Source organism: Methylobacterium sp. E-041 (genome assembly GCF_022829665.1).
Taxonomy (GTDB): domain Bacteria; phylum Pseudomonadota; class Alphaproteobacteria; order Rhizobiales; family Beijerinckiaceae; genus Methylobacterium.
On the sequence record NZ_JAKSYQ010000299.1, the window covers coordinates 198,658 to 219,198 of the forward strand.

The window sequence follows — 20,541 nt, forward strand, 5'->3', positions numbered from 1 at the left end:
CGCGCGGCCGGCCTCTCTCCCAGGGAATCGTTCGATGCGTGTTGTCGACCTCGACCGCGATGCGATCAAGCAGGGTCTCGCCGACGGGTCGATGCTGGTGATCGACGTGCGCGAGCCGCACGAATACGAGAACGGCCACATCCCCGGAGCGGTGATGCACCCGCTTTCGAGCTTCGATCCGGCGGCGGTGGCCGCTCTGATCGAGGCGGACGGGCGCCGCGCGGTCTTCTCCTGCGGCTCCGGCGTGCGCTCGGTCCACGCGCTCAACGCGATGCAGCAGACCGGGCTCGGCCTCACGGAACACTACAAGGGCGGCTATCGCGACTGGTCGTCGGCCGGTGAAGCGATTGAGTAGATCCGTCGAAGCACGGCCGCATGCGCGTCGCCCGGTCGGTCGCGGCGAAGCCATGTGCGGTGTCGCACAACCTGTGCGCGCTGCGGGGAATAGGTGGCGGGCTGCTGGGGAACCATCCATGTACAAGCGTCGGCTCGCAAGCCTCATCGTGATCGCCGCGGCGCTCGCCGCGCCGCAGGCCCGCGCCCAGGCGCCGGGCGGCCCGCCGCCGAAGGTGACGGTCGCCAAGCCCGTGGTCCGCGAGATCATCGAGCAGGACCAGTATACCGGCCGCTTCGACCCGATCGAGTTCGTCGAGGTCCGCGCGCGGGTGACCGGCTACCTCGAGAAGATCAACTTCACGGACGGCGCCACGGTGAAGAAGGGTGACGTGCTCTTCGTCATCGACCGGCGGCCCTACAAGGCGGCCCTGGAGCAGGCGCAGGCCTCGCTGACCTCGGCCAAGGCCCGCCTCTCGTTCTCGCAGACCGACCTGGAGCGCGCGCAGACCCTGTCGAAGGGCGGCAACATCTCCGAGCAGGTCACCGACCAGCGCCGCCAGGCCTCGCAGACCGCGCAGGCCGACGTCGACAGCGCCGAGGCGGCGCTCCGCAACGCCCAGTTGAACTTCGACTTCTCGGAAGTGAAGTCGCCGATCAACGGGCGGATCAGCCAGCGCCTCGTGACCGAGGGCAACATCGTCATCACCGACCAGACGATGCTGACCACCATCGTCTCGCTCGATCCGATCTACTTCTCCTTCACCGTCGACGAGAAGTCGTTCCTGAAGTACCAGGGCTCGCTCGGCATCGGCATGGGCCAGACCCAGCGCGGCAAGGGCGTCCCGATCCTGATCGCCCTGTCGGGCGAGGCCAAGCCGACCCGCAAGGGCACCCTCGACTTCGTCGACAACCGCGTCGACAACTCCACCGGCACGATCCTCCTGCGCGCGACGGTCGAGAACGCCGACGGCTTCATCAAGCCGGGCCTGTTCGGCATCGTCTCGATGCCCGCGACGAAGCCGTTCCAGGGCGTCATGATTCCGGACGAGGCGGTCGCTGCCAACCAGGACAAGCGCATCGTCTACCTCGTCGGCGAGGACGGGACGGTGACGGCCAAGGACGTGAAGCTCGGCCCCAAGGTCGACGGCTACCGCGTGATCCGCGACGGCCTGAAGGGCGACGAGACTATCGTGGTCAACGGCACCTCCCGCGTGCGCCCCGGCGCCAAGGTCTCGCCGGAATCGATCACGCTGCCGCCGAGCAAGACCTGAGGCCGTCCGCGGTCTCGAGCGTACGAGCGGCACCGGTCCCGACCGGTGCGGCGCCATCGACGACGCCGGTCGCCGGCTCCGCGAGGGGCGGCGACCCAGAGGTTTGACCGATGCGTTTTGCCCACTTCTTCGTCGATCGGCCGATCTTCGCGTCGGTCACGTCGATCATCTTCCTGCTCCTCGGCTTCGTCGCCTACGAGAGCTTGCCGGTCTCGCAATACCCCGAGATCGTCCCGCCCACGGTCACCGTGCGCGCGAGCTTCCCCGGCGCCAACGCCGAGACGGTGGCCGCGACGATCGCGACGCCGATCGAGCAGGAGGTGAACGGCGTCGACAACATGCTCTACATGACGTCGCTGTCGACCAACGACGGCAACATGCTGCTGACCGTCACCTTCAAGGTCGGCACCAACCTCGATATCGCCAACGTGCTGGTGCAGAACCGGCTCTCGGTGGCGCAGCCGCGCCTGCCGCCGGACGTGCGGAACCTCGGCGTCACCGTGCGCAAGGCCTCGCCCGACCTGATGCTGGTCGTGCACCTGCTCTCGCCGAACAAGACCTACGACCAGAACTACCTGGCCAACTACATCTACCTGAACATCCGTGACGAGATGCTGCGCCTGGACGGCGTCGGCGACATCACGATCTTCGGCGGCAACGAGTACGCCGAGCGCATCTGGCTCGACCCGAACAAGCTCGCCGCCTACGGGCTCTCCACCACCGACGTGACCACGGCGCTGCAGGAGCAGAACGTGCAGGTCGCCGCCGGCGCGCTCAACGCGCCGCCCGCCCAGACCGGCGAGGCGTTCCAGCTCGTGGTGCAGTCGCAGGGACGATTCCAGACGCCGGAGGAGTTCGCCGACGTCATCGTGAAGGCGACCAACGGCCGCCTGGTGCGGGTGAAGGACGTCGCCCGCACCGAGATGGGCCAGAAGGACTACACCACTAACTCCTTCCTGAACGCGACGCCGGCGGTGGGCATCGGCGCGTTCCAGCGCCCGGGCACCAACGCGCTCGACGCCGCGGCCTCCGTCAAGAAGGTGATGGAGAACCTGAAGAAGAACTTCCCGCCCGACGTCGAGTACCGCATCGCCTACAACCCGACCGAGTTCATCGAGGAGTCGATCCAGGAGGTCTACAAGACCCTGTTCGAGGCCGTCGGCCTCGTGGTGATCGTGATCCTGGTCTTCCTCCAAAGCTGGCGCACGGCGCTGATCCCGGTGATCGCGATCCCCGTCTCGCTCGTCGGCACCTTCGCGGCGATGTCGGCCTTCGGGTTCTCGCTGAACAACCTCACCCTGTTCGGGCTGGTGCTCGCCATCGGCATCGTCGTCGACGACGCGATCGTCGTGGTCGAGAACGTCGAGCGCAACATGGAGGAGGGGCTGTCGCCGGGCGAGGCCGCGCACAAGACCATGGACGAGGTCGGCTCGGCCGTCGTCGCCATCGCGCTGGTGCTGGCCGCGGTGTTCATCCCGACCGCCTTCATCCCCGGCATCTCGGGCCAGTTCTACAAGCAGTTCGCGCTGACGATCGCCGCCTCGACGATCATCTCCGCCTTCAACTCGCTGACCCTGTCGCCGGCGCTCTGCAAGCTGCTCCTGGTGCCCCACCACGCGCGCAAGCAGCCGAAGTTCTTCCTGACGCGGTTCATCGCCTGGCTCGCGGACCTGTTCAACCGCGGCTTCGAGGCGCTCTCGAACGGCTACGCCCGGGTCGTCGGCCTGCTCACCGGCTACAGCGTCGGCATCGTCGCCGTGATGGTGTTCTACGGCTTCGTCATCTTCGGCACGATCCACCTCGTGCAGACGACGCCGACGGGCTTCATCCCCGACCAGGACCAGGGCTACCTCATCGGCGTGGTCCAGCTGCCGGCCGGCGCCTCGCTCGACCGCACCACCGAGACGGTGAACCGGGCGGCGGCGGAAGCGCGCAAGATCGACGGCGTGACCAACACCGTCATCATCGCCGGCTTCGACGGCGCGACCTTCACCAACACCACCAACTCCGGCGTGATGTTCATCACGCTGGCCGGCGCCAAGGAGCGCGCCACCCACGGGCGCAGCGCGGCGGTGATTACAGGCGAGGTGCTGAAGGCCACCGCCAACATCCAGGAGGCGCGGGTCATCGTCATCCCGCCGCCGCCGGTGCGCGGCCTCGGCAACGGCGGCGGCTTCAAGATGCAGGTCGAGAGCCGGCAATCCTCGGAGACCGGGCCGCTGCTGGCCGCCGCCGGCGAGCTGATCGGCCAGGCCAACCAGAGCAGCGACGTGCAGCGGGTGTTCACCACCTTCGGCAACGACACGCCGCAGCTCTACCTCGACATCGACCGCACGATCGCGCGGATGCTGAACGTGCCGCTGGCCAACGTCTTCGCCTCGGTGCAGGCGGACCTGGGCGGTGCCTACGTCAACGACTTCAACACGCTCGGCCGCATCTACCAGGTGCGCCTGCAATCCGATGCCGCCTACCGGACCTCGCAGCAGGACATCTCGCAGATCAAGGTCCGCTCCTCCACCGGCGCGCTGGTGCCGCTGGGGACCCTGGCCTCGCTGCGCACCGTCGCCGGCCCGCAGATCGTGCAGCGGTTCAACCTGTACTACTCGGTACCGGTGCAGGGCGTGGCCAAGCCCGGCGTCTCGACCGGACAGGCGCTCACCGCCATGGAGGAGATCGCCGCCAAGGCGCTGCCCGAGGGCTACGCCTACGACTGGACCGAGATCGCCTACCAGCAGAAGGCCACCGGCAACACGGCGGTCTACGTGTTCGCGCTGGGCATCCTGCTGGTGTTCCTGGTGCTCGCCGCGCAGTACGAGAGCTGGGCGCTGCCGATCTCGATCCTGATGGTGGTGCCGACCGGGGTGCTGGCCGCCTTGTTCGGCGTGCAGCTGCGCGGGCAGGACAACAACATCCTGACCCAGATCGGCCTGATCGTGCTGATCGGTCTCGCGGCGAAGAACGCCATCCTGATCGTCGAGTTCGCCCACGACATCGAGGAGGCGGAGCACAAGGGCCCCGTCGCCGCCGCGATCCAGGCCTGCCGCCTGCGCCTGCGCCCGATCCTGATGACCGCCTTCGCCTTCATCCTCGGCGTGCTGCCGCTGGTGATCGCCACCGGCCCCGGCGCCGAGATGCGCCAGGCGCTGGGCACCGCGGTGTTCTTCGGGATGATCGGCGCGACCTTCTTCGGCCTGTTCCTGACGCCGGTCTTCTACGTGATGATCCGGAACATCGTGATCTGGGTGGGCAAGAAGCGCGGCAAGACCACCGACGACGGCCACGGCGGCGCCCCGGCGCACGCGGCGCCCGCGCATTCCTGATCCGGCCCGGCGCCGGCGACCTTCGCGGCCCGCAGGGCGTGTCCATTGGGCACGGCCTGCGGGCCGCAACCGTTTGCGCCGCAACCGCTTGTCGCTGCGGTACGTCGGGGGAAGTCGCGCATGGCACGGGTCGCAGTCGTCACAGGGGGCACCGCCGGGATCGGCCTGGCCACTGCCCACCTGTTCGCGTCCCGCGGCTGGTCGGTGGCGGTGATCGCCCGCGATGAAGGCCGGCTGCGCGCGACCGCCGCCGCCCTCGCGGCTTACGGCCGCCCGGTGCTGACGATCTCGGCCGACGTGTCGGATGCCGAGGCGGTCGACGCCGCCGCCGCCCGGATCGAAGCCGAGCTCGGGCCGGTCCGCGCCTGGGTCAACAATGCGATGTCGACGGTGGTGAGCCGGGCCGACCGGATCACGCCGGCCGAGTACCGCCGCGTCACCGAGACGACCTATCTCAGCCAGGTCTACGGCACGCTCGCCGCCCTGCGCTTCATGAAGCCGCGCGACCGCGGGGCGATCATCCAGGTCTCGTCCGGGCTGGGCTACCGCGCCGCGGCGCTGCAGGCGCCGTACTGCGCGGCGAAGTTCGCCGTCTCGGGCTTCACCGACTCGCTGCGCTGCGAGCTGCTCCACGACAAGTCCGCGGTCTCGCTCAGCGTGATCTACCTGCCGGCGGTGAACACCCCGCAGTACCGCTGGACCCGCAACCGGACCGGCCGCGACCAGAATGCGCCGGACCCGGTCTACGATTCGCGCCTTTGCGCCGAGGCGATCGTCTACGCCGCCGAGCATCCGCGCCGCGAGGTCTGGGTCGGCCGCAGCACGGTGATGATGGCGGCGGCCCAGGCCCTGGTCCCGGGCTATGCCGACCGGAAGGCCGCCGAGATGTGGCCCAAGCAGATGGCCGACGAGGACCTGCCGTACCGGGCCGGCAACCTCGACGCCCCGGTGCCGGGCGACGTCGGCATCGACGGGCGCTTCGGCGCCCGGACCAAGCGCACCCGTTCCGCGTTCTGGACCAGCCGGGAGCGCGACCTGCTGATGGCGGGCCTGGCCGGAATCGCCCTGGCGGGGCTCGCGAGCGCCGCGGCGGTGGCGCGTTCCCCGCGGCGGCTGCTGCCGCGGCCCTGACGGGCTCCCGTTCCGGCGGGGCGCCTGATAGGAACCCCGCACCATCCCCACTGCCACGAGGCGACGCGTGCCCGGATACCTGCCCTTTGCCGGCGCCCTCGATCTGCCGGCCTACGTTTGCGACAATTGCGGCTTCTGGCAGCGCCACTTCGAGACCCCGCCGGCCTGCCCGATGTGCCTCGACGCCCGCCACGTCGTGCCGCAGGACGGCTGGCGCTTCTGGACGAAGCGCGAGGCGCAGGCGCGCTTTCCCTGCCATTGGCAGGAGCTTGAGCCGGGCGTCTGGCGGTTCTGGAACGAGCCGGTCTCGGGCATCGGCCCGTCGAGCTACCTGATCTGCACGGAGGCCGGCAACATGGGCTTCGAGGGCTGCCCGGTCTTCAGCGAGGCGGCGCTCGATCACATCGCCGCTTTGGGCGGCATGCAGGTGCTCTCGGCCTCGCACCCGCACGCCTACGGGGCGCTGGTGCAGCTGCAGGACCGGTTCGACCCGGAGCTGTGCCTGCCCGCCGCCGACTTCGCCTGGAGCGCCGCGCTGCAGGTCTCGTGGCCCTACGACGACTTCCTCGAGCCGCTGCCGGGCCTCGAGCTCCACCGCACCGCCGGCCACTTCGACGGCCACGCCGTGCTGTTCGATCGCCGGCGGAAGATCTGCTTCTGCGGCGACGCTTTGAAGTTCGAGCTGGACCCGGAGGATTTCCGCCGCGCCGTGACGATCTCGGCGCACAAGGCCTTCGTGCGCGGCGTGCCGCTGACGACGAACGAGCTTCGGCATTACCGCGACGTGTTCGCCCGCCTCGACTTCACCCAGACCTGGACCCCGTTCGAGCCCGCCGCCAATTGCGGGCGTGCCGAGGTCCTGGCGCTGATCGACGAGATGCTGGCGACGCGGCCGCACGCGGCGCCGGTGCGGTTGGACGGCCTGCGGCGGTAACGCCGCCTCCCTCCCCCCGCAAAGGGGGGAGGGAGGTGCGCGTCAGCGCTTGGTGTTCCCCGCCGTCTGCCCGAACATCACCTTCTTGGCGTCCTCGCTCATGGTCTTGCCGTGGTCGGGGTTGACCTCCGGAGCGCGGGCGTAGGCGGCCTTGGTGGCCGGGCGCTCGGCGATGGCGTGGAACCAGCGCTTCAGGTTCGGGTGATCGTCGAGGGTCTGGCCCTGCTTCTCCCACGGGACGATCCAGGGATAGGCCGCCATGTCGGCGATGCCGTAATCGCCGGCGACGAAGTCGCGGTCGGCGAGCCGTCGGTCGAGGACGCCGTAGAGCCGGTTGGTCTCGTTGACGTAGCGGTTGATCGCGTAGGGGATCTTCTCGGGGGCGTATTGCGAGAAGTGGTGGTTCTGGCCGAGCATCGGGCCGAGGCCCCCCATCTGCCAGAACAGCCATTGCAGCGCCTCCTGCCGGCTGCGGAGGTCCGTGGCCAGGAACCGTCCGGTCTTCTCGGCGAGGTAGAGCAGGATCGCGCCCGACTCGAACAGCGTGATCGGCGCGCCGCCGTCGGCCGGCGCGTGGTCGACGATCGCCGGCATGCGGTTGTTCGGCGCGATCTTCAGGAAGCTGGGATCGAACTGCTCGCCCTTGCCGATGTTGACCGGCTTGATCGTGTAGGGGAGGCCGACCTCCTCGAGGAACATCGTCACCTTGTGGCCGTTCGGGGTTGGCCAGTAGTAGAGATCGATCATCGAAACATCCTCAGGTGACGTGGACCGTCGCGCCCTCGATGCCGCAGGTGGGTCGGATGCGCCGCGGATCAAGCGGCGTTCGGCACGGGGCGCCTCTGGGACCGCCTGCGCATCGGTCATACCGCAGGGACCACGTTGGCCGTCGGCCTTTCGCAATCGTATCTTCGTCTTCACGCCGCCATCGATCAAATGCGCGGCAATCCTTGGCCGTTTCCTTCAGGCCCGCCATGGTTTGAGTCGCGTCATCGGGGAGGCGGGTCATGATCAGCGCGACGTCGATCAGCAGTGCCGGCCTTGCTGCCGCGTTGCAGAGGTTCGAGTCGACCGCCACGCGCGTGGCCGAGATCGGGACGAGCCTTCCGAGCGCGGCCCAGGTCGACCTGTCGAGCACGGCCGTCCAGCTGATCGAGGACAAGGCCGCCTTCGCGGCCAACGCGGCGGTCCTGCGCGCGTCCGACGCGATGGAGCGGACGGTCCTCGACATCCGCGTCTAGGGCCGCGACACCGATCGAACCTTGCCCGCGCCCCGGCGACCCCGTAAGACCGATGGCATGTCGGGGTGTAGCGCAGTCTGGTAGCGCACCTGGTTTGGGACCAGGGGGTCGTAGGTTCGAATCCTATCGCCCCGACCATCGATTTCCGGAGCGGTGTCTGAAGGCCATGTCGAGCGCCCGCATCTTCCAGCCGTCGAAGGACGCGTCCCAGTCGGGGACGGCCCGGACCAAGGTCTGGCACCTCGAGTTCGACCAGACCGCGCCGCGCGAGACCGACCCGCTGATGGGCTGGACCGGCTCGGGCGACATGCTGCAGCAGGTCCACCTCAAGTTCGAGTCCCTCGAGGATGCGGTCGCCTACGCCAAGAAGGCCGGCATCGCCTACCGCGTCGAGGAGCCGAAGACGGCCCCCCCGCGCAAGGGGCTGTCCTACTCCGACAATTTCAAGTTCAACCGCACGGCGCCCTGGACGCACTGACCGGGACGCGCCGAGCCGATCGGCTCAGGCCTCGTCCTTGCGCGCCTTCCAGGCCGCGTAGGGCGCGGTCGCGTCCGGCACGTCGAGGTGCTTCAGCCGCATCGGCTGCGCGTCGAGCGGGCGGCACAGCTCGGCGTAGATCTCGGCGCCGAGCAGCCCGAACTCGCCGGCCGTGGCGGCGGCGTTGGCGAAGTAGCCCTCGCGGATGCCCGACAGCCGCATCGCGGCGTGGCACATCGGGCAGGGCTGGCCGCTGGCGTACATCACGCTGCCGGACAGGTCGCGGCTGTTGAGGCGCCGGCTCGCCTCGCGCAGCGCCACCATCTCGGCATGCCCGGTCGGGTCGTTGGTGGTGTGGACGTTGTTGGCGACCCGGGCCAGGACCTCGTCGCCGCGCACCAGGACGGCGCCGTAGGGCGTGCCGCCGTCGCAGACGTTGTCGGCGGCCAACTGCACCGCCTCGCTCAGGTACCGTGCGTGATCGCTCATGATGGTCGGTCCTCCCGGATGCGGTCGGGAACGCCCAGGGGCGGAGAACGGTTCGATCCGGCCGCTCAGAACGCGTAGCGCACGGTGCAGTACGGCATCGTCTCCGCGAGCACCGCCTTGAAGCGCGTGAGCCAGCGGCCCTTCCAGCCGGCGCGGTAGCGGACGTTGGCGCCGCCGCCTTCGGAGACCTTGGCCTCCTGGATGTCGGGCCGCCACAGCAGCTCCTCGGCGCGCGGATGCCAGCCGAGATTGACCGCGTGCAGGCCGGCATTGTGGGTCAGCAGGATGATCTCGCACTTGAGCTGGGCCTTGGCGGCGTCCGACAGCGTGCCGTCGATCTCGGTGAACAAGGCCCGCCAATCCGCCTCCCAGCCCTCGTAGAGGATGACCGGCGAGAAGTTGACGTGGACCTCGTAGCCCGCGGCCACGAAGTCGTCGATCGCCGCGATCCGCTCCGCGATCGGCGTCGTGCGCACGTCGACCACCTTGGCGATCCGTGCCGGCATCAGCGAGAATCGGATGCGGGTGCGCCCCTGCGGGTCGTAGGCGAGCAGGTCGCGGTTCACCGCCTTGGTCGCGAACGAGCCCTTGGCGTTGGGCAGGGTGCGGAACAGCGCGACGAGGTCGCGGACGTTGTCGCAGATCGCCGCGTCGACCGAGAGGTCGCCGTTCTCGCCGATGTCGTAGACCCAGGCGGCGGGATCGATGGTGTCGGGCTCCGGCAGCGCGCCCTGCTTCCGGGCATGCCGCGCGATCGCCGCGCAGGCGGCCTCGACGTTCACGAACAGCGAGATCGGGTTGGAAAACCCCTTGCGCCGCGGCACGTAGCAGTAGGCGCAGGCCATGGCGCAGCCGTTCGAGGTCGAGGGCGCGATGAAGTGGGCGCTGCGGCCGTTGGGCCGCATCGTCAGCCCCTTCTTCACCCCGAGCACCAGCGTCGAGCGCTTGATCCGGACCCAGTCCTCGACCGAGCCCTCGTTACCGTGGAGCGCCGGGATGTTCCAGTGCGAGGGCACCGGGATGCGCGTCGCGTCCGGGTAGCGCGCCAGGATCTCGCGCCCGCGCGGAAACGTCTCCACCGCGGGCTCGTGATAGATCGTGGAGATGTCGAGGAGGTCGCCGATCGAGGCCATGCGGGGTCCGGCGGCCCGGAACGCGGCCGCCCCTGCGATATGGGGCGCCGGCTCAGAGCCGCGAGAGCAGGTCGGCCTTCTTCTCGGCGAACTCGGCCTCGGTCAGCACCCCGCGGCCGTGAAGCTCGGCGAGCCGCTCAATCTTCGTGAACACGTCCCCGTCGCCCGACGAGTCCGGCGCCGTAGCAGGAGCGGAAGCGGGGGCGGGGGCCGAAGCGGGAGAAGCGTCGCGCGCGGGCGTCGGCGCGTCCGGCGCGAGGCGGCGCAGCGTATCGAGGGCGATGCTGCCCTGCGGCCCGATGAAGCGCAGGGCGCCGTCGGACTGGGAGACCCCCGAGATCTGGTGCTCGCCGGTGTCGTAGAGCGCGACCCCGGCGTCGGACTCGATCGCCAGGCGCCGCGTCTCCGGGAAGTAGGCATAGCGCAGGCCGTTCTGGGCGCCCGCGCTCGACGGCCGGCCGAGGCCCGCCGGCCACCACTCGCCGCCGCCGCGGCCGCCCGCGGCCCGGCCGCTCCCGCTCCAGCCGCCCGGGGGCAGGGCGTCGGCCAGCTCGGCGCAGAGGCCGGCGACGCGGGCTTTCAGCTCCGCGTCGAACATCCGCCCGACCATGACCATGCCGCCGGAGAACCACTGGCCCATGCCGCCGAGCTCCGGGTGGTCGAACTGCGCCATCGTGCCGTTGCCGGCCTCCAGCGCCCGCATCAGATGGCGCACCGCTTCGAGGCTGACGCCGTGGCGATCCGCCACGATCTGCAGCCCGGAGGCGTGGTCGGGGCCCTCGTCGTTGTGTGCCTCAAGGGTCATGCGGGCTGCTCCGGGGGACGCGATGCGCCGAGGCGCTGCTGGGGGCCGCGTGTGCCGGGCCTCGTGCCCGGGGCGAGCCCGCACTATGCCGCGGTCGGCGGAGCGGTGGAAGAACCCGGGCTGCGCAAAAATGCCAGGCCCGCGAACGGTTTCCGCCCGAACCTTCGGCACCCCTCGCTGCGCTGCAAAAATTTCGCGCACGGCGGAGCTTCGCCCACGGACGCACGTTCACAAAATGGCCCGGGGGCCCCGCTGCCGAGCGTCAGGCAGCGGTCGTCGTGATGCGGCCCCGGCCGCCGGAGTGAACATGGCCGACCATAACCGCTACGCAGCCTCGACCCGTCCCGTTCGTTCGCGCATCCAGGAAGGCAAGCCCTATCCCCGCGGCGCGACCTGGGACGGCCTCGGCGTGAACTTCGCCGTCTTCTCCGCCCATGCGACCAAGGTCGAGCTCTGCCTGTTCGACGAGTCCGGCGAGAAGGAGATCGAGCGGATCGCGCTGCCCGAATACACCGACGAGGTCTGGCACGGGTACCTGCCCGACGCGCGCCCCGGCACGATCTACGGCTACCGCGTCCACGGCCCCTACGAGCCCAAAGCCGGGCACCGCTTCAACCACAACAAGCTGCTGATCGACCCCTACGCCAAGGGGCTCGTCGGCTCGATCACCTGGAACCCGGCCCTGTTCGGCTACCAGATGGAGACCGGCGACGACCTGACCTTCGACGAGCGCGACAGCGCGCCGTTCACCCGTCGCAGCCAGGTCATCGACCCGGCCTTCACCTGGGGCGCCTACCGCAAGCCGAACATCCCCTGGGAGAAGACCATCATCTACGAGGCCCACGTGAAGGGCCTGACCAAGAACCATCCGCGGGTGTCCGAGCGCCTGCGCGGCACCTATGCGGGCCTCGGCAACCCCGACGTGCTCGACTACATCAAGAGCCTCGGCGTCACCGCGGTGGAGCTGCTGCCGGTCCATGCCTTCGTGCAGGACGACTACCTGCAGGAAAAGAACCTGGTCAATTACTGGGGCTACAACACGATCTCGTTCTTCACCCCCGCGCGGCGCTACGCGGCGGTGCCGGACTTCGCCTTCTCCGAGTTCAAGGAGATGGTCGCGCGCCTGCACGGCGCCGGCCTCGAGGTGATCCTCGACGTAGTCTACAACCACACCGCTGAGGGCAACGAGAAGGGCCCGACCCTGTCGTTCAAGGGGATCGACAACGCCTCCTACTACCGGCTGCTGCCGGGGCAGGAGCGCTACTACATCAACGACACCGGCACCGGGAACACCTTCAACCTCTCGCATCCGCGCGTGCTGCAGCTCGTCATGGACAGCCTGCGCTACTGGGCGACCGAGATGCGCGTCGACGGCTTCCGCTTCGACCTCGCCACCATCCTGGGCCGCGAGCCGCACGGCTTCGACGAGGGCGGCGGCTTCCTCGACGCCTGCCGCCAGGACCCGGTGCTGAACGACGTGAAGCTCATCGCCGAGCCGTGGGATTGCGGCCCGGGCGGCTACCAGGTCGGCGGCTTCCCGCCGGGCTGGGCCGAGTGGAACGACCGCTTCCGCGACGACGTCCGCGGCTACTGGAAGGGCGACGAGGGTCTGCTGCCCGATCTCGCCAACCGCATCACCGGCTCGGCCGACAAGTTCAACAAGCGCGGGCGCAAGCCCTGGGCCTCGGTGAACTTCCTCACCGCGCATGACGGCTTCACCCTGCACGACACGGTCGCCTACAACGACAAGCACAACGAGGCCAACGGCGAGAACAACCGCGACGGCCATTCTCACAACCTCTCGTACAATTACGGCGTCGAGGGACCGACCGACGACCCAGCGATCCGCGCCGTGCGCCTGCGCCAGATGCGCAACATGCTGGCGACCCTGTTCCTGTCGCACGGCACGCCGATGCTGCTGGCCGGCGACGAGTTCGCGCGAACGCAGAAGGGCAACAACAACGCCTACTGCCAGGACAACGAGGTGTCGTGGATCGACTGGGGGGCGATCGGCGCCGAGGAGCGCGATCTCGCCGAGTTCACCCAACGCCTGATCCTGCTGCGCAACGCGCTGCCGATCCTGAGCCGCGGCCGCTTCCTCACGGGCCGGTACGACGAGGAGTTCGGCGTCAAGGACGTGACCTGGCTGCGCCCAGACGGGGCCGAGATGGGGTCCGAGAACTGGACCGACGGTGGCGCGCGTTCGCTCGCGGTGCTGCTCGACGGGCGGGCCCAGGCGACCGGCGTTCACCGCCGCGGCGGCGATGCCACCCTGCTCATCATGTACAACGCCTACCACGACCTCGTGCAGTTCACCCTGCCGGAGTCGGTTGGCGGATCGGCCTGGACGCGCCTGCTCGACACCAACCTGCCCGACAGCCAGGAGATCGCGAGCTTCGCCTCGGGCGAGCGCTACGACGTCACCGGCCGCTCGATGCTGATGTTCGTGCTGAAGCCGGACGACACGCCCGGCGACGCGGTGACGGAGATGGAGCGGTCCTACCAGCACGTGATGCAGGCCTTCGAGCGGGCCAACATCCACGAGGTCCACTTCCACCTCGACGAATCCGATCGCTGATTTCGGCGTCTTCCCCTCGGGCTGACGATCTGCCACGAGGGGCTGAATACAAAAATCGGACGATCGCGGGCCGCCGTGCGTTGGGTATCGACGCGCGGCGGTGACGCGTCTGACGGTCATGCGTCGAGGGATCCATCATCCATGCCCAAGATACTGCTGGTCGAAGATCACGAGGAGATCTGGGATTTCCTGTCCCGCCGGCTCAAGCGTCGCGGGTACGAGGTGATCCTGGCCCATGACGGCGAGGCCGGGGTGCAGCAGGCGCGCTCGGGGCGCCCCGACGTGATCCTGCTCGACATGAACCTGCCGATCCTCGACGGCTGGTCGGCGGCGCGCGCGCTGAAGTCCGGCAGCGACACCCGCGGCATCCCGATCATCGCGCTCACCGCCCACGCCATGTCGGGCGACCGCGACAAGGCGATCCAGGCCGGCTGCGACGACTACCACCCGAAGCCCGTCGATTTCTCGAAGCTGCTCAGCCAGATCAGCGCGGCTTTGGGCGAGACGGCGTCGGCCTGAGGCGGGCCATTCTTCCCTCCCCCTGGAGCGGGGGAGGGTGGGCCTCGCGTCGGCGAGGGTCGGGAGAGGGGAGCGACCTCTCCGGACAACGCGCTCCCTTCTCCCGACCCGCTTCGCGGGCCACCCTCTCCCGCAGGGGGGAGGGAAGAGGCGGCGGCGGACTTCAGCGTAACCGGAGCGTAATCCCATGAGCGACGATCCCGTCACCGCGCAGCGCCTCAAGAACGGCCTGCCGGTCTTCGTCGCGCTGGCCTCGTTCCTCCTCGTCGTCGCGGTGATGGCGGCGCTGTATTTCGGGCGCGACATCCTCGTGCCGGTGACGCTCGCGATCCTGCTGAGCTTCGTCCTGGTGCCGGCGGTGCGCCTGCTCGGGCATATCCGCGTGCCGCGGGTGCCGGCGGTGCTGCTCGTCGTCGTGGTGGTGTTCGGCGCGCTGTTCGGGATCGGAACCCTGATCGCGCGCGAGGGCGGCCAGCTCGTGTCCGACCTGCCGCGCTATTCCCTGGTGATGCAGGACAAGATCAAGTCTCTGCGCGGGGCGACCGCCGACACCGGCACGCTGTCGCGAATCGTCGACGTGTTCCAAGACCTGAGCGCGACCCTGTCGCCGCCGCCGCCGCCCGAGCTGAAGGGCGATCCGGGCACCGCCGGGCATCCGCTCACCGTCGAGATCCGCGCGGCGCGGGCCGGCTTCGTCGAGAACCTCCAGACCTTCGCCGGGCCGATCCTGCACCCGCTGGCCACCACCGGCCTGATCCTGATCTTCACGATCTTCATCCTGCTCCAGCGCGAGGATCTGCGGAACCGGATGATCCGGCTGGCCGGCGGCTCGGGCGACCTGCGCCGCACCACCGCGGCGATCGACGACGCGGCGCGCCGCCTCAGCCGGTTCTTCCTGGCGCAGCTCGCCCTCAACGTCGCCTTCGGCGTGGTGATCGGCGTCGGGCTGTGGCTGATCGGCGTGCCGAGCCCGACCTTGTTCGGGGTGCTCGCGGCGATCCTGCGCTTCGTGCCCTATATCGGCGCCGCGATCAGCGCCCTGCTGCCGCTGGTGCTGGCGGCCTCGGTCGATCCGGGCTGGACCATGGTGATCGCCACCGCGGCCCTGTTCCTGGTGGTTGAGCCGATCGCCGGCCACGTGATCGAGCCGCTGCTCTACGGGCACTCCACCGGGCTCTCGCCGATCGCGGTCATCCTCTCGGCGACCATCTGGACCTTCCTGTGGGGGCCGATCGGCCTCGTGCTCGCCACCCCGCTCACCGTCTGCCTCGTCGTGCTCGGCCGCCACGTCGACCGGCTCTGGTATCTCGACGTGCTGCTCGGCGACCAGCCGGCGCTCGATCCGCCGGAGATCTTCTACCAGCGCATGCTCGCCAACGATCCGGCCGAGGCGATCGACCAGGGCCGGCAGTTCCTCAAGGAGCGGGCGCTCGTCACCTACTACGACGAGGTCGTGCTCGCCGGCCTCAGGCTGGCGCAGGAGGACCTGTCGCGCGGGACGCTCGACCGGGAGCGCCAGGGCGAGGTCGGCGCCGCGATCCGCACCGTGGTCGCGCGGCTCGGCACCACGCCGGTGGCCCGGCGCCCCGGCAGGGGCAAGGCCCGCACCGGGAGCTCCGAGGCCGCCGCCGCCGTCGCCGCGGCAGGGCCGGACCGCAAGGTCGCCGCCGTCGTGCTCAAGCCGTCGGACCTTGCGCCGGCCTGGCGCGGCGCGGTGCCGGTGCTCTGCGTCTCGAGCCGCGGCCCGTTCGACGAGGCGGCGACGCTGATGCTGAGCCAGACCCTCGACCGCCACGGCCTGCGCTCCGAGGTGATCGCGATGTCCGCGATCCGCGCCGGCGCGCGGCCGAAGGATGTCGGCAGTCTGGCGATGATCTGCTTCTCCTATCTCGAGCCGGTGAGCCTGTCGCAGATCCGCTTCACCGTGCGGCAGGCGCGCGCCGCGGTGCCGGGCGTCAGCGTCCTCGTCGGGTTCTGGGGCGAGCGCGATCCCGCCACCCTCGATCGCCTGCGCCGGGCGACCTCGGCCGACTTCCTGGTCACGACGCTCAACGATGCGATCGAGAACGCCATCGCGGTCTCGCGCATGCCGGCGGCGGCGCCGGCGCATCCGGCCGCGCGATCCGAGCCCCGCTTGCCGCAGGCCGCCGAGTAGCGGCGGCGGTCGACGATGTGGGCGACGTCGTGCACCGGCCGGCGCGACGGCTCGCCCGCGAGGACCGCGGATCACGCCTTCGCCGATGCGCGAGACCGGCTCGACGGGCGGCATCCGCGCTTTCGGCTTCGGCGCGGGCCTGACCTTCGCCAGAATGCCGGGATCGCCCGGGTGCCCCCTGGCGTTATCGCGGTGGCGTCGATCCGGATCGTGCGCCAGAACGCGTTTGCGCAGGGGCAGCGGCTCGCCGGCGTCGAACGAAGCGATGGAGCGGCCGACCGATGCCGAAGGATGAGACCCCGTCGACATGACCCAGACGCCCGAGACACCGCCGACCGGCCGCACCACCCGTGTCGGCACCGGGTCCGTCTCCGCCATGTCGGACCCGCGCAACGAGATCTTCTTCGCGGCCGTCGAGACGACCCGCATGCCGATGACGGTGACGGACCCGCGCCAGTCTGACAACCCGATCATCTTCGCCAACAACGCCTTCATCGCGATGTCCGGCTACAGCCGCGAGGAGATCGTCGGCCGCAACTGCCGCTTCCTGCAGGGACCGGAGACCGACCGCGAGGCGGTCGCGCAGGTGCGCGCGGCGATCGACGAGCGGCGCGAATACAGCACCGAGATCCTGAACTACCGCAAGGACGGCTCGACTTTCTGGAACGCGCTGTTCGTCTCGCCGCTCTACGACACCGCGGGGGAGCTGCTGTACTTCTTCGCCTCGCAGCTCGACGTGTCGCGCCGCCGCGACGCCGAGGAGGCCCTGGGCCAGGCCCAGAAGATGGAGGCGCTCGGCCAGCTCACCGGCGGCATCGCGCACGATTTCAACAACTTGCTCCAGGTCATCGTCGGCTACGTCGACATCCTAAGCGCCGGGCTCGAGAAGCCGGATGCCGACAAGGGTCGCCTCGGGCGTGCCGCCGACAACATCCGCCAGGCCGCGCAGCGCGCCACGACGCTGACGCAGCAGCTCCTCGCCTTCTCGCGCAAGCAGCGGCTGGAAGGCCGCGCGGTCAACCTCAACGCCCTGATCGAGGGCATGCGCGACATGGTCGCCCGCTCCGTCGGCGAAGCGATCACCGTCGACTACGACCCGGCGCCGGACCTGTGGAACTGCCGGGTCGACCCGACCCAGGCCGAGGTCGCGCTGCTCAACGTGATGATCAACGCCCGCGACGCGATGCCGGAGGGCGGCCGCATCCGCATCGTCACCGAGAACCTCGACGTGTCCGAGCGCGACATCACCGGGACCGGCCCCTTGCGCGCCGGCCGCTACGTCCGGGTCTCGATCACCGACACCGGCACCGGCATGCCGCCCTCGGTGCTGGCGCGGGTGATGGACCCGTTCTTCACCACCAAGGAGGAGGGCAAGGGTACCGGGCTCGGCCTCTCGATGGTCTACGGCTTCGCCAAGCAGTCGGGCGGCGCGGCCCAGATCGAATCGGTCCAGGGGGAGGGCACCACCGTGCGCCTGTCGTTCCCGGTGACCGAGACCGGGGTGAAGGAGGCGCCGAAGCCGGCGGCCCGCGCCATCGAGCGCCAGGGCACCGAGACCATCCTGATCGTCGACGACCGCGAGGACGTGGCCGAGCTCGCCCGGACGATCCTGCGCGACTTCGGCTACGTCACGCTGATGGCCGGGAACGGGCGCGAAGCCCTGGAGATCCTCGACGGCAACGACCGCATCGACATGATCTTCACCGACCTGATCATGCCCGGCGGCATGAACGGGGTGATGCTCGCCCGCGAGGCGCGGCGCCGGCAGCCGCGGCTCAAGGTGCTGCTCACCACCGGCTACGCCGAGGCGAGCCTGGAGCGAACCGACGCGGGGGGATCCGAGTTCGACGTGTTGAACAAGCCCTACCGCCGCACGGACCTGATCCGTCGCGTGCGCGCCGTCCTAGACGGGCCGACCGGGACCGGCTGAGGACGCTGCGCCGGCGGACGGGTGAATCGGGCGGAGACGCGAGGTCGATCATGCCGCAGGGCGACAAGGGCAAGTACACCGACAAGCAGGTGCGGAAGGCCGAGCACATCGCCGACTCGTACGAGAAGCGCGGCGTGCCCGAGGAGGAGGCCGAGGCCCGCGCCTGGGCGACGGTCAACAAGGACGACGGCGGCGGCAAGAAGCCCGGCGGCTCCGGCCGGGGCAAGGCCACCGGCCACCCGGCGGCGCATGCGGGCGGGGAGAAGGGCGGCAAGGCGGGCGGCAAGGCCTCGGCCGCGCGCACGCCGGAAGAGCGCTCCGCCTCCGCCAGGAAGGCGGCCGCCACCCGCAAGGCGAATCGCGGCGGCTGACCCCTGCTGCCGGCGGCGGTCGCCAAACGGCGGCGATCCGGCTACCCTCCGCCGAGCGCTCGCGGACCTGGTTGGCCAAAAGTCCAACTTGCCAAGGCCTCCCATCTGGCTTTGGCTGCGATCGGCCAGCGAGAAGCCGAAAAAGGCCGGCACGCCATGCCGGAACCGCACGGAGGAACAGCACCATGAACAAGCCGGAATTCTTGGCCGACGCCAAGACCAAGTCGCCGTTCTCGGCCCGCTACGACAACTTCATCGGCGGGCAGTGGGTCGCGCCGGCGAACGGCCGCTACTTCGAGAACACCTCGCCGATCACCGGCCGGGTCATCTGCGAGGTCGCCCGCTCGGACGCGCAGGACGTGGAGAAGGCGCTCGACGCCGCCCACGCCGCCAAGGAGGCCTGGGGCCGCACCTCGGCCGGCGAGCGCGCCCGCATCCTCAACAAGATCGCCGACCGGATGGAGGAGAACCTCGACCTGATCGCGCTGGCCGAGACCTGGGACAACGGCAAGCCGATCCGCGAGACGGTGAACGCCGACATCCCGCTCGCCATCGACCACTTCCGCTACTTCGCCGGCTGCATCCGCGCCCAGGAAGGCGGCATCTCCGAGATCGACCACGACACGGTCGCCTACCACTTCCACGAGCCGCTGGGCGTCGTCGGCCAGATCATCCCGTGGAACTTCCCGATCCTGATGGCGGTGTGGAAGGTCGCCCCGGCGCTCGCCGCCGGCAACTGCATCGTGCTGAAGCCGGCCGAGCAGACCCCGGCCTCGATCCTCGTGGTGCTGGAGCTGATCGCCGACCTGCTGCCGCCGGGCACGCTCAACGTCATCAACGGCTTCGGCCTGGAATGCGGCAAGCCGCTCGCCTCCTCGCCCCGCATCGCCAAGATCGCCTTCACCGGCGAGACGACGACGGGCCGGCTGATCATGCAGTACGCCTCGCAGAACCTGATCCCGGTGACGCTGGAGCTCGGCGGCAAGTCGCCGAACATCTTCTTCGCGGACGTGGCCAACGAGGACGACGATTTCTTCGACAAGGCGCTCGAAGGCTTCACCATGTTCGCCCTCAACCAGGGCGAGGTCTGCACCTGCCCGAGCCGCGCGCTCGTGCACGAGTCGATCTACGACCGGTTCATGGAGCGCGCGGTCAAGCGCGTCGAGGCGATCACCCAGGGCTCGCCCCTCGATCCCACGACGATGATCGGCGCGCAGGCCTCGTCCGAGCAGATGGAGAAGATCCTCTCGTACATCGACATCGGCCGGCAGGAGGGCGCGCAGGTGCTCACCGGCGGCGCGCGCAACGTGAAGGACGGCGACCTGGCCGACGGCTTCTACGTGCAGCCGACGGTGCTCCAGGGCCACAACAAGATGCGGATCTTCCAGGAGGAGATCTTCGGGCCGGTGCTCTCGGTGACGACCTTCAAGGACGACGCCGACGCGCTCGCCATCGCCAACGACACGCTCTACGGCCTCGGCGCCGGCGTGTGGACCCGCGACGGCACCCGCGCCTACCGCTTCGGCCGCTCGATCCAGGCCGGCCGCGTCTGGACCAACTGCTACCACGCCTACCCGGCCCACGCGGCCTTCGGCGGCTACAAGCAGTCCGGCATCGGCCGCGAGAACCATCGCATGATGCTCGATCACTACCAGCAGACCAAGAACATGCTGGTGAGCTACTCGGCCAAGAAGCTCGGCTTCTTCTAGGCCTGCGAGAAACCGCCCCGGCCGCCAAGGCCGGGGCTTCGGTCTCGACCGCAAGACGACGTCGCCCGAGACGACCTTGCCCCGGCCCGCAACGGCCGGGGCTTTTTGCCGGTGCCGATCGCCGCCCGGCGCGGGCCCCCT

General features: G+C 69.7%; 17 protein-coding genes and 1 tRNA gene. 14 read left to right on the top strand and 4 right to left on the bottom strand.

The window, feature by feature from the left end:
• Positions 1 to 34 precede the first annotated feature (34 nt).
• From MKK70_RS28995 to MKK70_RS29015, 5 genes are all read left to right on the top strand, one after another.
• Positions 35 to 355 (top strand): rhodanese-like domain-containing protein, encoded by a 321-nt coding sequence (locus tag MKK70_RS28995; protein ID WP_147841424.1) that lies wholly within the window; start codon positions 35 to 37, stop codon positions 353 to 355.
• A 118-nt stretch (positions 356 to 473) separates the two neighbouring features.
• Entirely contained in the window at positions 474 to 1,607 is a 1,134-nt protein-coding gene (locus tag MKK70_RS29000; protein ID WP_147728428.1) for an efflux RND transporter periplasmic adaptor subunit, read from the top strand.
• 110 nt (positions 1,608 to 1,717) lie between these two features.
• On the top strand, positions 1,718 to 4,927 hold the full coding sequence (locus tag MKK70_RS29005; RefSeq protein WP_243951450.1) for an efflux RND transporter permease subunit: 3,210 nt from the start codon (positions 1,718 to 1,720) through the stop codon (positions 4,925 to 4,927).
• Between the two features lie 120 nt (positions 4,928 to 5,047).
• Positions 5,048 to 6,058 (top strand): SDR family oxidoreductase, encoded by a 1,011-nt coding sequence (locus tag MKK70_RS29010; protein WP_243951452.1) that lies wholly within the window; start codon positions 5,048 to 5,050, stop codon positions 6,056 to 6,058.
• A 67-nt stretch (positions 6,059 to 6,125) separates the two neighbouring features.
• Positions 6,126 to 6,992, top strand: coding sequence for an MBL fold metallo-hydrolase (locus tag MKK70_RS29015; RefSeq protein WP_243951454.1), 867 nt, complete (start codon positions 6,126 to 6,128; stop codon positions 6,990 to 6,992).
• Between the two features lie 42 nt (positions 6,993 to 7,034).
• Here the strand turns inward: MKK70_RS29015 and MKK70_RS29020 are convergent, their stop codons facing one another.
• Entirely contained in the window at positions 7,035 to 7,739 is a 705-nt protein-coding gene (locus MKK70_RS29020; protein ID WP_243951456.1) for a glutathione S-transferase N-terminal domain-containing protein, read from the bottom strand.
• A 260-nt stretch (positions 7,740 to 7,999) separates the two neighbouring features.
• Here MKK70_RS29020 and MKK70_RS29025 point away from each other — a divergent pair, with 260 nt between their 5' ends.
• From MKK70_RS29025 to MKK70_RS29035, 3 genes are all read left to right on the top strand, one after another.
• Complete coding sequence (locus tag MKK70_RS29025; RefSeq protein ID WP_243951458.1) at positions 8,000 to 8,233, top strand: hypothetical protein; 234 nt, start codon at positions 8,000 to 8,002, stop codon at positions 8,231 to 8,233.
• Positions 8,234 to 8,294: 61 nt separating this feature from the next.
• Positions 8,295 to 8,371: transfer RNA gene (locus tag MKK70_RS29030), tRNA-Pro, on the top strand.
• A 28-nt stretch (positions 8,372 to 8,399) separates the two neighbouring features.
• Positions 8,400 to 8,711: an ETC complex I subunit gene (locus MKK70_RS29035; protein WP_147841429.1), complete on the top strand. Its 312-nt coding sequence runs from the start codon at positions 8,400 to 8,402 to the stop codon at positions 8,709 to 8,711.
• 24 nt (positions 8,712 to 8,735) lie between these two features.
• Here the strand turns inward: MKK70_RS29035 and MKK70_RS29040 are convergent, their stop codons facing one another.
• From MKK70_RS29040 to MKK70_RS29050, 3 genes are all read right to left on the bottom strand, one after another.
• On the bottom strand, positions 8,736 to 9,200 hold the full coding sequence (locus tag MKK70_RS29040) for a nucleoside deaminase (RefSeq protein WP_147726082.1): 465 nt from the start codon (positions 9,198 to 9,200) through the stop codon (positions 8,736 to 8,738).
• A 65-nt stretch (positions 9,201 to 9,265) separates the two neighbouring features.
• A complete protein-coding gene (locus MKK70_RS29045) occupies positions 9,266 to 10,333 on the bottom strand; it encodes a spore photoproduct lyase family protein (RefSeq protein ID WP_243951460.1) in 1,068 nt (355 codons plus the stop codon).
• Positions 10,334 to 10,385: 52 nt separating this feature from the next.
• Positions 10,386 to 11,138: an SHOCT domain-containing protein gene (locus tag MKK70_RS29050; protein WP_243951462.1), complete on the bottom strand. Its 753-nt coding sequence runs from the start codon at positions 11,136 to 11,138 to the stop codon at positions 10,386 to 10,388.
• A 307-nt stretch (positions 11,139 to 11,445) separates the two neighbouring features.
• Here MKK70_RS29050 and glgX point away from each other — a divergent pair, with 307 nt between their 5' ends.
• The 6 genes from glgX (at position 11,446) to adh (ending at position 20,400) form a co-directional block, all read left to right on the top strand.
• Positions 11,446 to 13,716 (top strand): glycogen debranching protein GlgX, encoded by a 2,271-nt coding sequence (glgX, locus tag MKK70_RS29055; RefSeq protein WP_147844239.1) that lies wholly within the window; start codon positions 11,446 to 11,448, stop codon positions 13,714 to 13,716.
• Positions 13,717 to 13,857: 141 nt separating this feature from the next.
• A complete protein-coding gene (locus MKK70_RS29060; RefSeq protein WP_147728597.1) occupies positions 13,858 to 14,235 on the top strand; it encodes a response regulator in 378 nt (125 codons plus the stop codon).
• Positions 14,236 to 14,422: 187 nt separating this feature from the next.
• Positions 14,423 to 16,390: an AI-2E family transporter gene (locus MKK70_RS29065; protein ID WP_147860110.1), complete on the top strand. Its 1,968-nt coding sequence runs from the start codon at positions 14,423 to 14,425 to the stop codon at positions 16,388 to 16,390.
• A gap of 307 nt (positions 16,391 to 16,697) precedes the next feature.
• Positions 16,698 to 18,320, top strand: a complete 1,623-nt coding sequence (locus tag MKK70_RS29070; protein WP_147729412.1) for a hybrid sensor histidine kinase/response regulator — start codon at positions 16,698 to 16,700, stop codon at positions 18,318 to 18,320.
• 50 nt (positions 18,321 to 18,370) lie between these two features.
• A complete protein-coding gene (locus MKK70_RS29075) occupies positions 18,371 to 18,691 on the top strand; it encodes a plasmid stabilization protein (RefSeq protein ID WP_243933891.1) in 321 nt (106 codons plus the stop codon).
• A 185-nt stretch (positions 18,692 to 18,876) separates the two neighbouring features.
• Positions 18,877 to 20,400: an aldehyde dehydrogenase gene (gene adh, locus MKK70_RS29080; RefSeq protein WP_243951464.1), complete on the top strand. Its 1,524-nt coding sequence runs from the start codon at positions 18,877 to 18,879 to the stop codon at positions 20,398 to 20,400.
• Positions 20,401 to 20,541 lie beyond the last annotated feature (141 nt).